The sequence below is a fragment of the Variovorax sp. Varisp41 genome (assembly GCF_047325085.1).
Lineage (GTDB): Bacteria > Pseudomonadota > Gammaproteobacteria > Burkholderiales > Burkholderiaceae_C > Variovorax.
Genome location: NZ_CP168541.1, coordinates 437,553 through 452,368, shown reverse-complemented (window position 1 = coordinate 452,368; position 14,816 = coordinate 437,553). Strand labels below are relative to the sequence as shown.

At 70.6% G+C, this 14,816-nt stretch carries 12 protein-coding genes; 5 read left to right on the top strand and 7 right to left on the bottom strand.

The annotated features are described in order from the left end of the window. Window positions 1-111: 111 nt before the first annotated feature. Together ACEN9J_RS33205 and ACEN9J_RS33200 are read left to right on the top strand one after the other, a co-directional pair. Window positions 112-1,287, top strand: a complete 1,176-nt coding sequence (locus ACEN9J_RS33205; RefSeq protein WP_413765395.1) for a pyridoxal phosphate-dependent aminotransferase — start codon at window positions 112-114, stop codon at window positions 1,285-1,287. Between the two features lie 44 nt (window positions 1,288-1,331). Beyond that, complete coding sequence (locus ACEN9J_RS33200) at window positions 1,332-2,213, top strand: PhzF family phenazine biosynthesis protein (protein ID WP_413765394.1); 882 nt, start codon at window positions 1,332-1,334, stop codon at window positions 2,211-2,213. An 11-nt stretch (window positions 2,214-2,224) separates the two neighbouring features. Here ACEN9J_RS33200 and ACEN9J_RS33195 read toward each other — a convergent pair whose 3' ends face one another. Then, complete coding sequence (locus ACEN9J_RS33195; RefSeq protein ID WP_413765393.1) at window positions 2,225-2,917, bottom strand: glutathione S-transferase family protein; 693 nt, start codon at window positions 2,915-2,917, stop codon at window positions 2,225-2,227. Window positions 2,918-3,102: 185 nt separating this feature from the next. On the opposite strand from ACEN9J_RS33195, the gene ACEN9J_RS33190 reads away from it, so the two are divergent. Further along, on the top strand, window positions 3,103-3,924 hold the full coding sequence (locus tag ACEN9J_RS33190; protein ID WP_413765392.1) for an SDR family oxidoreductase: 822 nt from the start codon (window positions 3,103-3,105) through the stop codon (window positions 3,922-3,924). Between the two features lie 35 nt (window positions 3,925-3,959). Further along, window positions 3,960-5,543: a class I adenylate-forming enzyme family protein gene (locus ACEN9J_RS33185; protein ID WP_413765391.1), complete on the top strand. Its 1,584-nt coding sequence runs from the start codon at window positions 3,960-3,962 to the stop codon at window positions 5,541-5,543. A 34-nt stretch (window positions 5,544-5,577) separates the two neighbouring features. On the opposite strand, the gene ACEN9J_RS33180 is transcribed toward ACEN9J_RS33185, so the two are convergent. Both ACEN9J_RS33180 and ACEN9J_RS33175 read right to left on the bottom strand, forming a co-directional pair. Beyond that, complete coding sequence (locus ACEN9J_RS33180) at window positions 5,578-6,438, bottom strand: isocitrate lyase/PEP mutase family protein (protein WP_093349771.1); 861 nt, start codon at window positions 6,436-6,438, stop codon at window positions 5,578-5,580. 41 nt (window positions 6,439-6,479) lie between these two features. Next, complete coding sequence (locus ACEN9J_RS33175) at window positions 6,480-7,433, bottom strand: tripartite tricarboxylate transporter substrate binding protein (protein ID WP_057589879.1); 954 nt, start codon at window positions 7,431-7,433, stop codon at window positions 6,480-6,482. 207 nt (window positions 7,434-7,640) lie between these two features. Between ACEN9J_RS33175 and prpR the strand changes: the two genes are divergently transcribed. Next, window positions 7,641-9,608 carry a propionate catabolism operon regulatory protein PrpR gene (gene prpR / locus ACEN9J_RS33170; protein WP_413765390.1) on the top strand — a complete coding sequence of 656 codons (1,968 nt, stop codon included), beginning with the start codon at window positions 7,641-7,643 and terminating at the stop codon, window positions 9,606-9,608. Window positions 9,609-9,742: 134 nt separating this feature from the next. Here prpR and ACEN9J_RS33165 read toward each other — a convergent pair whose 3' ends face one another. The 4 genes from ACEN9J_RS33165 to ACEN9J_RS33150 form a co-directional block, all read right to left on the bottom strand. Continuing rightward, window positions 9,743-11,581, bottom strand: a complete 1,839-nt coding sequence (locus ACEN9J_RS33165; protein ID WP_413765389.1) for a hybrid sensor histidine kinase/response regulator — start codon at window positions 11,579-11,581, stop codon at window positions 9,743-9,745. Window positions 11,582-11,687: 106 nt separating this feature from the next. Continuing rightward, window positions 11,688-13,028: an amidohydrolase family protein gene (locus ACEN9J_RS33160; protein ID WP_413765388.1), complete on the bottom strand. Its 1,341-nt coding sequence runs from the start codon at window positions 13,026-13,028 to the stop codon at window positions 11,688-11,690. A 61-nt stretch (window positions 13,029-13,089) separates the two neighbouring features. Next, entirely contained in the window at window positions 13,090-13,878 is a 789-nt protein-coding gene (locus tag ACEN9J_RS33155; protein WP_413765387.1) for an alpha/beta fold hydrolase, read from the bottom strand. Window positions 13,879-13,888: 10 nt separating this feature from the next. Beyond that, window positions 13,889-14,758, bottom strand: coding sequence for a fumarylacetoacetate hydrolase family protein (locus tag ACEN9J_RS33150; protein WP_413765386.1), 870 nt, complete (start codon window positions 14,756-14,758; stop codon window positions 13,889-13,891). Between the last annotated feature and the right edge of the window lie 58 nt (window positions 14,759-14,816).

Below are 14,816 nucleotides of genomic sequence, written 5' to 3'. Positions count from 1 at the left end.
AAATTGTGGCTGTTCCGATGGCCCGGCGATCACTAGCATGGCCGGTATTTCCCGCTGCCCGACACGCCCCGGGCGCTGGATGACCCTCCCACCCGGGCGACCTGGAAACGAATGACAGTGCTTGAACACGAAGCCCCCGCGGCGGCACAGCCGGCGTGGCGCGGCCGCTTTCCCTGCAACGAGATCATTTCCCTGCTCGACGTGAACCGGCCGTTCAACCTGGCCGAGAGCACCTCGCAGGACCTGACGGTCGGCGACGTGCTCGACATGGCCGGGCTCGAGACCTTGCGCGGCCTGAAGCTGGGCTACGGCCGCTCCGCCGGCTCGGTCGAACTGCGCGAGGAGATCGCCAAGGCCTGCGGCGTGCCCGCCGAGCAGATCGTCACCACCCAGGGCACGGCGCTCGGGCTGTTCCTGCTGGCCTTCGAGGTCTGCCGGCCCGGCGACGAAGCGGTGCTCGTGACGCCCTGCTTTCCGCCGAGCCGCGACTGCCTGCGCGGCGCGGGTGTCACCGTGCGCGAGGTCGGGCTGCGCTTCGAGAACGGCTACCGGCTCGACCTGGACGCGATCGCCGCCAGCCTGTCGCCGAAGACCCGGCTCGTGAGCCTCGCCTCGCCGCAGAACCCCAGCGGGGTGCGCACGCCGCGCGCCGCCATCGAGCAACTGCTCGCGCTGCTGCAGAGCCAGGCGCCGCAGGCCATCCTGTTCATCGACGAGACCTACCGCGAGGCCGGCTACGGCGACGAGGCCATCCCTGAAAGCCTGGCCGCGCTGCATCCGCGCATCGTCACGGGCGCCTCGGTGTCGAAGGCGCTGGGCGCGCCGGGCCTGCGCACCGGCTGGCTCACGGTGCCCGATGCGGACCTGCGCGCGCGGCTGGTCGTGGCCAGGATGAACACCGTGATCTCGGGTTCGGTGCTCGACGAGGCGCTGGCCACGGCGCTGCTGCGCCATCGCGAACCCGTGCTCGCGCCGCGCCGCCGGCTGCTCGCCGAAGGCCTCGCGGCACTGGCGGCCTGGTGCGAGGCCGAGCGCGAGCGCATCGAATGGATCCGCCCGGACGGCGGCGCGCTGTGCTGCCTGCGCCTGCGCGCCGATCGCTTCGACGACGCGGCCGTCTCGCGTTTCTGGGACCTGCTGCCGCGGCACGAACTGCAACTGGCCTCGGGCGCCTGGTTCGGCGAGAGCGAGCGCGTCTTTCGCCTGGGCTTCGGCTACCTGCCGCCGGACCGCCTGGCGCCCGCGCTGTCCGCCCTTTCGACGGTGCTGGACGCCGCCGCGAAGTGAATGCACGACACTGCCTGACGCACCGACATCCCCTGGAGCCCCGCATGAAACAACCCCATCGCTACACCGTGGTCGACGTCTTCACCGCCCGACCGCTGGCCGGCAATCCCGTGGCCGTGGTGTTCGACGCCGACGGCCTGGACACCGAGGCCATGCAGGCCATCGCGCGCTGGACCAATCTCTCGGAAACCACCTTCGTGCTGCCGCCCACCGTGCCCGAGGCCGACTATCGCCTGCGCATCTTCACGCCGCGCAACGAGCTGCCCTTCGCCGGCCATCCGACCCTGGGCAGCGCGCATGCCTTCCTCGAAGCCAAACGGGGCACGCTGCGCGACGGCGGCCGGCTGGTGCAGCAGTGCGGTGTCGGCCTCGTCGACGTGACGGTGGAGGACGGCCCCGAGGGCCGCGAACTGGCCTTCGCCCTGCCCTCCGCGCAACTGGCGCCGCTGGCGGCCGACGACCTCGCGGAGCTCGGACGCATCCTGGGCCGCCAGCCGAGCCCCGAGGCCGCGCCGGCCATCGTGGACGTGGGCCCGCGCTGGGTCGTGCTGCCGCTGGCCGACGCGGCCACGGTGATCGACCTGCAGCCCGACTTCGCGCGGCTCGCGGCCTTCGAGCGCCGTCTCGGCGTCACCGGCCTCATCGTGTACGGCCGCTACCCGCAAGGCGAGGTGTCGATGGAGGTCCGGGCCTTCGCGCCCTCGAGCGGGGTCGAGGAAGACCCCGTCTGCGGCAGCGGCAATGCCAGCGCGGCGGCCTTCCAGTGGGAACGCGGCCTGCTGCCGTCCGACGGCATCGCCTACGTGGCCGCGCAGGGGCGCTGCGTGGGACGCGATGGGCGCGTGAAGGTGCGCGTCGATGCCCACGGCAAGGTGCGCGTGGGCGGTGCCTGCGTGAGCTGCGTGGAAGGCACGCTCTCACTCTAGCGGCCCGCGCTTCAGCCGTGCGCCGGCGGCCGCCTGCCGGTGCCCACGCCGGCCGTCGGCACCAACGGCAGGCCCAGCCGCGCGGCCGCCTCTTCCTGCACCGCCATCGCGCGCTCGAAGCCCGCGCGCGCACTCAGCCGTGACCAGTACGCGCCCACCGCCGGACCGAAGCGTTCGTGCAGACCCAGCACGCGCGCCAGCATCAGGGCGTAGCCGAGCGAGATGTCGGCGGCCGTGAAGCGGCCGGCGCAGGCGAAGTCCTGCGTCTCGAGCAGCTGCTCGATCGTCCGCAGGCGGCCGTGGAAGAACTGCGCGTAGTCCTGCGCGGCCTGGGGCAGCCGGCGCTCCTGCGGCTCGAGCGTGCCGTAGCGCAGCACCAGGGCCTGCGGAAAGGTCAGCGAGGCCTCGCCGAAGTGCAGCCAGTTGAGGTACTGCGCATAGCCGGCCTCGCCGCGCTCCACGTTCAACGGCGTCGGCGCATGCAGGCTGGCCAGGTACTGGCAGATCGCGACCGACTCGTTCATGCGGATCTCGCCATCGACGAGCAGCGGCACCGTGCCCTGCGGATGGATCGCGAGGTAGTCGCGCTGCAGCACGCGCGGCGGAAACGGCAGCATCTCCAGCCGGTAGGGCGTGCCGAGTTCCTCGAGCATCCAGAGAACGCGGAACGAACGGGCATTCGCGCAGTGGTAGAGCGTGATCATCGGGTGCGGGGCTCGACGCCGGAAGTGGGCCTGCCGATCGTCGCTCGCAGCGGGCCGGCGCGCCTTGCGTCGATTGGCTGAGTTGCCGCGCGCCGCCATGCCAGCCAGTCTGCGCAAGCGCCGCCCCGCCCGGCGCGCATAGCCTGCGCATCCCGCGATCGAGCGATCGCGATTCCGGAGCGTTCATGCCTTCCCTCAGATCCAAGACCCTCTTCGTCACCGGTGCGAGCCGCGGCATCGGCAAGGCCATCGCGCTGCGGGCCGCGCGCGACGGTGCCAACATCGTGGTCGCCGCCAAGACCGCGACGGCCGACCCGCGCCTGCCGGGCACCATCCACAGCGCCGCCGAGGAGATCGTCGCGGCCGGCGGCCAGGCGCTCGCGGTGGTGGTCGACGTGCGCGACGAAGCGCAGGTTCGCGCGGCCGTCGATGCCGCCGTGGCGCGCTTCGGCGGCATCGACATCCTGGTCAACAACGCCAGCGCGATCCACCTCGAGACGGTGGAGCGCACGCCGATGAAGCGCTACGACCTGATGTTCGAGATCAACGCGCGCGGCAGCTACCTCTGCGCGCAGGCCTGCCTTCCGCACCTCGAGAAGGCCGCCAATCCGCACATCCTGACCCTGTCGCCGCCGCTGGACCTGAACCCCAAGTGGTTCGCGCGCCATGCGGCCTACACCACCTCGAAATACGCGATGAGCATGCTGAGCCGCGGCCTGGCCGAGGAGCTGCGCGAACGCGGTATCGCGAGCAATTCGTTGTGGCCGCGCACCGTGATCGCCACCAGCGCGCTGCGCATCGCGGCGCCCGAGGTGGCGGGCCAGGCACGCGTGCCGGCCGTCATGGCCGACGCCGCCTGGCACATCCTGACCCGGCCGAGCCGCGAGCTCACGGGCCAGCTGCTGCTCGACGAGCAGGTGCTGCGCGAGGCCGGCGTCACCGACTTCGCGCCCTACCTCGTGACGCCGGGCGTCGAGCCGCTGATCGACTTCTTCGTGGAACCGTGACCTCTTCGCTTCGACACCCTTCAGGAGACCCTCGCATGCAGACCATCGACCCCGAACGCGCGGCCATCGCGCGCGTGTCCCTCGCCGACATCGTGCGCCGCGGCGCCCGCCGCCATCCCGGCAAGACCGCCGTGATCCAGGGCGAGCGCCGCATCAGCTTCGCCGAGCTCGACGCGGGCAGCGAGCGCGTCGGCGAGGCGCTGCGCGACCAGGGATTCACGGGCCACCGCATCGCGACCCTGTGCCTCAACTCGATCGAGCACCTGAGCGCGATCCAGGCCATCCACAAGTCCGGCAATGTCTGGGTGCCGGTCAACGTGCAGCTCGACGCGGCAGCGATCGAGCACGTGCTGAGCCATGCCGAGGTCGGGGGGGCCTTCATCGACGCCGCGCTCTACGCCGTGCCGGCGCTGCGCGCGCTGATCGAGCGCCTGGGCCTGCTGACGGTGGTGATCGGCGGCCCGCAGCCGGCCGCCGCGGGCACCCTGCCCTTCGACGCGCTGGCCTCGCGCGCGCCCACGCAGCCGCTGGGCGCGCCGGGCGGCGACGACGAGCTCGCGCTGATCATGTACACCAGCGGCACCACCGGCAAGCAGAAGGGCGTGATGCATTCGCACCGCTCGGTGCATGGCGCGCTGCTGAGCTGCGCGCAGAGCTTCGAGGCCACCGAGCACGACGTGGTCGGCTCGGTGCTGCCGCTGTTCCATTGCGCGCAGCACACCATCAGCATGGGCGCGCTGCTGACGGGCGCCACGATCTGGCTGGCCAGCGGCTTCGATCCCGCGGCCATGCTGGCGGCGATCGAGCGCGAGCGCATCAGCTGGCTGTCGTGCCTGCCGATGATGTACGACGCGCTGATGAAGCATCCGCGGCGCCCCGCCACCGATCTCTCGTCGCTGCGCCTGTGCATGTACGGCCTGGCGCCGATACCGAAGAACCTGCTCGCGCAGATCCGCAGCGAGCTGTGCGCCGATGTGCGCCTGGGCACCGGCCAGACCGAGATGTACCCGCCGACCATGGTCTACCGCGCGAGCGACCATCCCGGCAAGGACGGCAACTGCTGGGGCATGTCGGTGGCGGGCGTCGAGACCGCGGTGATGGACGACGACGGCCGTCTGCTCGGACCGGGCGAGATCGGCGAGATCGTCCATCGTGGTCCCAACGTCTTCCTCGGCTACCTCAAGGACCCCGAGGCGACGGCCGCGGCGCGCCGCTTCGGCTGGCACCACACGGGCGACATCGGCATGTTCGAGGCCGACGGGCAGATGCTGTTCCTCGACCGCAAGAAGGACATGATCAAGTCCGGCGGCGAGAACGTCTCGAGCATCAAGCTCGAGGCGGTGCTGCTGGCCCATCCAGCGGTCGGCGCCGCGGCCGTGGTGGGCCTGCCGCATCCGCATTGGGGCGAGGCGGTCGCGGCCTTCGTGGTGCGGCGTCCCGGCGCCGAAGCCTGCGGCGAGGACGAGCTGCTGGCCTTCTGCCGCGAGCGCCTGGGTCGCTTCGAGGTGCCGAAGTCGATCCGCTTCGTCGATGCGCTGCCGATGACGCCGACGGGCAAGGTGCAGAAGTTCCAGCTGCGCAGCGGGCACCTGGAGCTGTTCGCGTCCGGGCAGCGATGAAGGGTCCGCACCCCTCAACGCCCGAACACCCCCTTCATGTGTAGCGGCGCTCGAGCGCATCCCATTCGGGCTTGCCCACCAGCCGCTGGCGCTCGGCGAACGGTGCGACCAGCGCGGGATCTTCCTCGAGCCGCCTCGCATCGCGCAACACCGTGAGTGCCTTCTGCATGCCGACCACGGCGCCCTGCAGCGCGGCGTTCGCGTACAGCACGAGGCCATAGCCCATGCCGCCGAGGTCCTCGGCGCCGAAGACGGGCGTCTTGCCGCCGATCACCATGTTCATGAGCTGCGGCCGGTCGAGGCGCTGCGGCAAGGCGCGGATCTGCTCGGCGCTGGTGACCGCCTCGACGAACAGGATGTCGGCGCCGGCCTCGGCGAACTGCTGCGCGCGCTCGATCGCGGCTTCGAAGCCCAGCACGGCACAGGCGTCGGTGCGCGCCAGGATCAGCAGGTCGGGGTCCTGCCGCGCATCGACGGCCGCCTTGATCTTGCTCACGGCCTCCTCCGTCGAGATGACGGCCTTGCCCTCGAAGTGGCCGCAGCGCTTGGGCGCGATCTGGTCCTCGAGCTGGATGCAGTCGGCGCCCGCGCGCTCGAGGGTGCGCACCGCATGGCGCACGTTGAGCGCGTTGCCGAAGCCGGTGTCGGCATCGACGATCAGCGGCACGCGCACCGCATCGCGGATGCGCGCCGTGTGGTCGGCCATCTCGGCCAGGCCCACGAAGCCCTGGTCCGGCAGGCCGAACCACATGTTGGTGACGCCGGCGCCGGTGATGTAGATCGCCTCGAAGCCCAGGTCCTCGACGATGCGGGCCGACAGGGCATTGAAGGCGCCCGGAACGATGACGCCGCGGCGGGCCTGCGCCAGGGCGCGCAATTGTTGTTTGGTATTCATGGATCGGCTGGAAGGAAAAGGAAGAAGAGCCCGCGGTGCGCTCACTTCTCCTGCATCCGGGCCGCCTTGACGATCTCGCCCAGGCGCTTGCGCTCGGCATCGGTGAACTTCACGAACTCCTGGCGCGTGCCGCCCACGGGCTCGATGCCCAGGCCCTGGAGCTTGGCCACGGTGGCGGGGTCGCGCATGGCCTTGTCGACGGCGGCGGCGAGCTTGTCCAGGATGTCGTTGGGCGTGCCGCGCGGCGCATGCAGCCCGGCCCAGTGCGCGATCTGCAGCTCGGGGAAGCCCTGCTCGACGGCCGTGGGCAGTTGCGGGTAGGCCGAGATGCGCTGGGTCCAGGTGGTGGCCAGCGGCTTGAACTTGCCCTCGCCCCGGATGTGCGGCAACGCGATGATGCTGGCCTCGGAGGTGCCCTCGACCTGCCCGCCCAGCACGGCCGTCGTGCTCTCCGAGCCGCTCTTGTATGGCACGGCCTGCAGCTTCGCGCCGTACTTCACATTGAGCATCTCGGCCACGAAATGCGGCGTGCTCCCGGTGCCCGCGGTCGCGAAGTTGAAGCCCGCGCCCTTCTTCGAGGCCTCGACGAAGTCGCGCAGGTTGTCGTACGGGGCCGACTGGGGCACCACGATCACCGAGGGCGCCAGGCCGATCATGACCACGGGCACCAGGTCCTCGTCCTTGAACGGCAGGGACTTCTTGATCATGCTGTTGGAGATCACGCCCGCGGCGCTGATCAGGAAGGTGTAGCCGTCGGGCGCGCTGCGCGCCACCAGGTCGGCGCCGAGCGAGCCGCCCGCGCCGGGACGGTTGTCGATGATGACCGGCTGGCCCAGCACCTTGGCCGCCCCTTCGGCCGCCGAGCGCGCCAGCAGGTCGTTGGCGCCGCCCGCCGCGAACGGCACGACGAAGCGGATGGACTTGGCGGGCCAGGCCTGGGCCTGCGCGGCCAGCGGCAAGGCACAGGCCAGCGCGGTGGCGGTCAGGCAGGCGATGGTGGAAAGGCGATGGAAGCGCACGGAGGTCTCCTGGTTTTTCAGCTGGAAACCGGGGTTTGCGCAAGCGCTGTGCCATCGGCCCGGGGAGCGCGCGCCTTGTCGCCAAGTCATTGATTCGAAAGGAATTCGCGCTGCCTCGGCGGGCGCTCGCCCGGGTCTGGATTTCAATTTGATTTCATGAATGAGACAATGAAATCCATTGAAATGAATACATCGCCCGCCGCCCCGAGCGCTCATTCCTCCGTCACGCCGCGGCCGCTGCACATCGTGGCCGTGGCCCGCCACCGACTGGGCCGCGTGCTGGCGCGGCTGATACCGGAGGTGGCCGGGCAGGCGGAGGTCGAGCTGGTCGGGCAGGCCTTCGACGATGCCGTGGCGGCCGTGCGCGCGCTGCATGCCCGGCGCCCCGTCGACGCGGTGGTGGCCGCGGGCGCCAGCGGCGAATGGCTGCGCCGGCACCTGGACATTCCGGTGGCCATCGTGGAGGTGCGCGGGTTCGACCTGATGCGCGCGCTGGCCGCGGCGCGCGCCCTCTCGCCCCGGGTAGGTCTGGTGTCGTTCGACGGTCCGTCGGAGCACCTTGCGCAGCTCGACACGCTGTTCGGCATGGGCATCGCGCAGTTCAGCTACCGCGGCGCGGAGGACGCGCCGGCCTGCGTGGAGGCCCTGCGCGCCGCCGGCATCGAGGCCGTGGTGTCGCCCGGGCTGGTGGCCGACCTGGCCGAGCAGGCCGGCATCGCCAGCGTGCTGATGTACTCCGAGGATGCGGTGCGCCAGGCGCTGCAGGACGCCCTCCACCTGGCACGCCACGGCCATGCCGAGCGCGCGCGCCGCGAACGGCTCGGCACCATCCTCGGCCAGTTGCAGGACGGCGTGGTCGCGGTCGACCTGCGCCAGCGCATCGAGGCCCTGAACCCTGCCATGGCGCAACTGCTCGGCGCTTCCGTGGCGCAGCTCGTCGGCCGCGTGCTGAGCGAGGTGGAGCCCGTGCTGGACCTCGGCGCCACCCTGCGCCTGGGCGAAGCCCCGGTCGAGGAGGTGCTGCAGATCGGCATGCGCACGCTGGTCGTGCGGCGCGCGCCCATCGTCGAGAACGGCGAGGTCACCGGCGCGCTGCTGGTGTGCCGCGACCCTGCCGCGATCCAGCGCGCCGACCGCCACCTGCGCGCCAACCAGCGGCAACGCGGCGCGCCCGCGCGCTACCGGATCGAGGCCTTCGCGGGCGACGGCGCCGCGGCACGGCGCGTGCGCGAGCTGGCGCGGCAGTGCGCGGCCAGCGACGCCACCGTGCTCATCGTCGGCGAGAGCGGCACCGGCAAGGAACTGGTGGCCCAGGGCATCCACAGCGCGAGCCGGCGCGCCACCCAGCCCTTCCTGGCCGTGAATTGCGCCGCGCTGGGAGAGAGCCTGCTCGAAAGCGAATTGTTCGGCCACGAGGAAGGCGCCTTCACCGGCGCGCGGCGCGGCGGCAAGACCGGCCTGATCGAGGCCGCCCACACGGGCACCCTGTTCCTCGACGAGATCGGGGACATGCCCCTGGCGCTGCAGACCCGGTTGCTGCGCGTGCTGCAGGAGCGGGAGGTGCTGCGCGTGGGCGCGACCGCGGCGGTGCCGGTCGACCTGCGCGTGATCGCGGCCACCCATGCCGACCTGGCGGGCCAGGTGGAGCGTGGCCTCTTTCGGCGTGACCTGTACTACCGGCTCGCGGTGCTGCGCATCGAGACGCCACCGCTGCGCGAGCGCGGTGCCGATATCGCGTCCCTGGCCGCCGGCCTGATGGCGCGCCGCGCGCCCGCGGCGGGTGTGCCCGCGGACCGGGCATCGGCCTGGCTCGCCGCCTTGCTGGAGCTGGCCGCGGGCTACGGCTGGCCCGGCAATGTTCGCGAACTCGAGAACCTCGTCGAGCGCCTGCTGGCCTGCCACGGCTACCTGGCGCCCGAGGGCCGGCTGGACCGCGCCCGGCTGCTCGAGGTGTTCGCGGAATGCACGCAGGCGCGTCCGGCGCCCGCGCGCAATCGCCTGCTCAAGGGCGCGCGCACGGCCGCGGAGCGGCAACGGGTGCGCGAGGTGCTGCAGTCGGTCCAGGGCGATCAGGACCAGGCCTGCGTCATTCTCGGCATCAGCCGTTCGACGCTGTGGCGGCGGTTGCGCGACGAGGCTCCGAAGGCCTGACGAGGCGATTCCTTTCGGGGTGACACCCACTTCTGCGCAGCTTCGAGAGCATGCAAAGGATGATCTGGTGCGACGTTGGCGTGGAGTCGGCGGACACCTGAACCGCAGGTGTCGCAGATCGCCCGCGGGCCCTCTCAGCCCCGCTCTTTGTGCTCCCCGCGAATGATCTGGTGCAACGTGCGCAACAGCACCTCCGGCTGCACCGGCTTGAACATCACGACCAGCCCGCTGGCATAGGCCGCGCGCACCCGCTCGGGATCGGTATCGCCCGTGACCAGGATCGTGGGCACGCGGCGGCCGGCGAGCCGGCGCAGTTCGGCGGTCGCCTCGATGCCGTCCTGCGGATCGGCGAGCCGGAAGTCGATGAGGAAGGCGTCGAAGCCGTCGGGCGTGGCGCGCACCTGCGCGCTGGCATCGGCGAGCCGGCAGGTGATCTCGATGCGCTCGCAGTAGGGCGCGAGCCACATGCGCACCGCCTCGCCCACCGGCTGCTCGTCGTCGAGCAGCAGCACGCGCGGCGGCACCAGCGGCGGTTCGGTGGTGTCGGCCTGCGCGGCATCGGGCACGGCCGCGGGCGCGACGGGCAAGGCGGCGGGCACGGGCGGGCGGCGCGGCAGGTCGACCCAGAACACGCTGCCGTGGCCGAGCCGCGAGCGCACGCCGATCTCGCCGCCGAGCAGGTCCACCAGCCGCTTGACGATCGCCAGCCCGATGCCCAGGCCGCGCGCGACGTCGCGCTGCGGGTTGTCGACCTGGTAGAACTCGTCGAACACATGCGGCAGGTGCTCGGGCGCGATGCCCAGGCCGGTGTCCCACACGGCCAGCCGCAGGCGGTCGCCGCGCGGCCGCGCGCTCACGAGGATGCCGCCCTGGCGCGTGTACTTGAGCGCGTTGTCGACGAAGTTGGTCAGCACGCGCAGCAGCAGGTCGCCATCGGTCTGCAGCCATTCGGGCGCGGTGTGGAAGCGCAGCGCGAGGCCCGCCTGCTGGGTGCGCGGCTCGAAGATCTGCGACAGCCGCAGGAACAGCGGGTCCACCGCCATCCGCACCGGCTGCGGCACCACGGTGCCGGCATCGATCTTCGAGATGTCGAGCATCGCGTTGAGCAGGCCGCTCACCGCATCGGTGGCCTGCACCACGCGGCCGGCCACGGGCGCCAGCGGATGGTCGGCCAGGTCGCGCTCGAGCGAGCGCGAGAACAGCGCCAGCGCATGCACGGGCTGGCGCAGGTCGTGGCTGGCCGAGGCGAAGAAGCGGCTGCGCTCGCGGTTGAGCCGCTGCAGCTCGAAGGACTGGCGCAGCAACTGCTCGCTCAGCAGTTCCTTGTCGATCTGGTCGGACAGGCTGCGCCGGATCAGCTGGTGCTGCGACAGCGCATAGCGCGCCATCGAGCCGCCGAACAGCAGGCCCACCACGCAGGTGAACCAGCCATCGGTGCCGCCCATCCAGGCGAAGCGCGTGACCACGCCCAGCGTGAGCGGGATCGTGACCACGGGCACCATCGCGCGCCAGGTGGCGATCACCGGCACCGAGCCCATCAGCACCGCGAACATGCCCAGCAGCAGGATCAGGATGCGCATCGGCGACTCGGTGCCCGGCGGCATCAGCGCCCAGGGCGCCAGGGTCCACATCGACATGTAGGCACCCAGCGGCAGCATGAAGCGCCACGCGCCATCGGGCTGGCGCAGCGTGAACTCGGGCTCGGGATAGAGGCGCGCGTTCCAGCGCATGAACACCAGTCGCAGGCACAGCAACGTGCAGATCGCGACGCCCCATGCCAGCGCGCCGTAGCCGCGCGTCATCCCGAAGAACACGCCGGCCATCGCGATCGCCGAGGCCAGCGCCGTCAGCACCGTGGGCGGGCCCATCACGAACATGCGGCGCAGCAGGCGTTCGCGGACCAACTGCGCATGGGAATCGGCGGGTCCGGGCACTTGGCCCGACGGGGTGGAGGTGGCGCCCGGCGTACGCATGGGCGGCAGTGTAAGGGTCGGCCGCTTCGGGCCGAGGCCCGGCGGCCGCCGGGAACGCGATCGAGGCAGCACGCCGGCTCATCACGGGCGGGCTTGCAAGCCAAGCTCACTGCATCTCGGCCAGCGCCTCCTTGACGCCCTGCTCCTGCAATGGCGTGTCGCCGCCGTCGAGGTGCAAGGCCGCGTGCGGCGGTACCGGGGTTGCGCAGTCCTTATGGATCACGCCATCCTTCATCACCAGTTGCACCCTGGCCGGGTCCGTCAGCAGCGACAGGTCCTGCAGCGGGTCACCGTCCACCAGGACGATGTCGGCGAGAAAGCCGGCCTTCAAGCGTCCCAGTTCGTCGGGGCGCAGCATGATCTGTCCGCCAAGCCGGGTCGCAGCCATCAGCGCCTCCTTGGGTGTCATGCCGATGTAGTCGACGAAGTACTGGAGGTCGTTGGCATTGGTGCCGTGCGGCATCCACGCGAATCCGTAGTCGCCGCCCGGCAGGATGCGAATGCCGCGCTTGTGCATCTCGCGCAGCGACGCCGATGCGATCTCCAGTTCGCGCTTGTAGCCCATCTGCGTGGCGACCGCCTCCGTGATGCCGTACTCGGCCGCGTTGTAGGTCGTGCGAATGAGCCAGCCGATGCCCGGCGCGACGAAGTGCCGGTCCTTGGCCGCCTCGAGCATGTCGAGCGCTTCCGAATCGGCAAAGCTGGCGTGGTAGACCATCTCGATGCCGTGGCGCACGCACTGCTTGACCGACTCGCTGGAGCGCGCATGCGCGGCCATGCGCTTGCCGTAGCGCTTCGCTTCCTGCGCCAGCATGGCGACCTCGTCTTCGGCGAACGGCGACATCTCCGCGGGCAGGCCGGCGATGTACTCGCCCGACAGATTGATCTTCAGGTGGTCCACGCCGTACTTGATGAAGGTACGGGCCGACTTGCGGATCTCCTCGGGGCCGCTGCAGACGCTGCCGAAACTCAGTTCCTCGAACTTCATGTGCGGCAGCGTGTTGTCGCCCAGCGCGCCGATGGTGGTGATCTCCTGGCTGCCGGCCAGATAGCGCGGGCCGGGGAACTCGCCCGCGTCGATGGCGTTGCGCAAGACCACGTCCAGCCGCGGCTTGGCCGCTGCCGCGCCGATCGCGGAGGTCCACCCCATGTCGAGGTAGCGCTTGGCCACGCGCACGCACCAGAGCATGTGCTCCTCGGGCGGCATGAACTGAATGGCCGCGAGGGACGGCTGGTCGTTCCACGAGAAATGCGTGTGGGCCTCGGTCATGCCCGGCATGAGAAAGCGGCCTTTGCCGTCGATCACGCGTGCGTCATCGGTGCTCACTCGCTGGGGGAAGCGCGCCACTTCGACGATGCGCTTTCCCTCCACGAGAAGGTCGCCAGCGTACGGGTCCTCGCCCGAGCCGTCGAAGATGCGAACGTTGGTGAATGCAATACGGGTCATCGTTGTCTCCTCCGGCATGCGCTGCCGGCCATGGGGTTGTCGAATGGCGCCTGGCGCCGTCTCAGCGCAGTGCCGCGTAGAAGGCTTCGATTTCTCGTGCGCAGCGCTGCGGCTGTTCGAAGGTCGTCCAGTGGCCGCACCCGTCGAGCACGATGACGCGGCTGCCCGCGATGCGCTCCTGCATGGCGCGGACGTTGTGCGGCGGCGCCACGCCATCCTGATCGCCGGTGACCAGCAGGGTGGGCACATCCAGGCGTTCGAGCGCGGCCGACCGAGCATCGGCGAGCGCCGCGCAGCTTTGCGCGTAACCCTCGGGCGACTGGCGCATCACGCTCTCCCGCACCAGCGCGAGCACCGCCGGTTGTTGTTCCTTCGTCTGCGTGCTGGTCGCGCCCTTCACGATGGCATCGGCGATCTCCTGCATGGCGGCCACGCCGCCTCGCGCCGCGTTGGCACGGGCCGCGATGTTGGGGCGGGCGGCATCGGGAGGCGCGGCCAGCGGGCCGAGGAGCACCAGCGATTTCACCGTGCCGGGACGGCGAAGCGCCAGGTGTTGGGCGACGATCGTTCCCATCGAGTGGGCCATGACATGCACCGATCCGATGTCGAGCGCCGAGAGCAACTGCACCATCGCGTCCACGTAGCGCTCGATCGACAACGCCTTGCCGTCTTGCGGCAGCGGCGACCTCGCGCTGCCTGGAAGATCGGGCCTGATGCAGTGGAAGCCGCCGAGCACCGGCAACAGGGGTGTCCAGTTGTTCGAGGAGCCGCCGAGCCCGTGGATGCACAGCAGTGCCTCGCCCGTGCCGTCGATCTCGACGGCCAGGTCGTTCAGAATTCGAGTCGTCATGCGCAGCCCTTCAGACGAACTTGTTCTCGATGGCGCCGAGCCGGTCGATCTCCACGCGCACCACGTCGCCGGCGCGCAGGTAACGCGGCGGACTCATGCCCATGCCCACGCCGGCCGGCGTGCCGGTCGCGATGACGTCGCCGGGGTAGAGCGTGATGCCCCGCGAGATGGTCTCGATGAGCGTGGGGATGTCGAAGATCATGTTCTCGGTCGGACCGTCCTGGCGCAGTTCGCCGTTGACCCAGCAGCGCACGCGCGTCCTTGTGCCATCGAACTCGTCGGCGGTGACGATCCACGGGCCCATCGGGCAGAAGGTGTCGAAAGACTTGCCCAGGTCCCACTGGCCATGGCGCATCTGCACATCGCGCGCGGTCACGTCGTTGACGACCGTGTAGCCGAACACATGCGACATCGCGGCGGCGCGCGCGATGTTCTTGCCGCCCTTGCCGATCACGACGGCCAGTTCGGCTTCGTAGTCGATCTGGGTGGAGACCTCGGAAGGAACGAGCACGTCGTCGTGCGGGCCCACGACGCACTCGGGCACCTTGGTGAAAACGATGGGCCACTCGTCGGTCCTGGCCGTGTTGTCCTTGAACACCGAGGCCGCCAGTTCCTTGGCGTGCGCATGGTAGTTGCGACCCACGCACCAGAGGTTGCGGCGAGGCTTGGGCAGCGGCGCATCGAGCACCACGTCGCCCAGGTCGACGGCGGGGCCGGCCGGCTCCGGGAGCGAGCCGCCCTCGGCGAGGGACTGGATCAGCGTCAGCACGCCGCTTTCGGCCTGGACCTGCGTGAGCTGCAATGGGGTGATGGTCTTCCTGTCGGCGGAGACGAGCCCGACCTTGCGGTGGCCTTCGCTCGTGAAAGTGGCGATTCGCATGAAGCTTTGCTCCTGTGTTGTGGCGATGCGGCAACTTTAGGAATTGCGAGCCCACGCC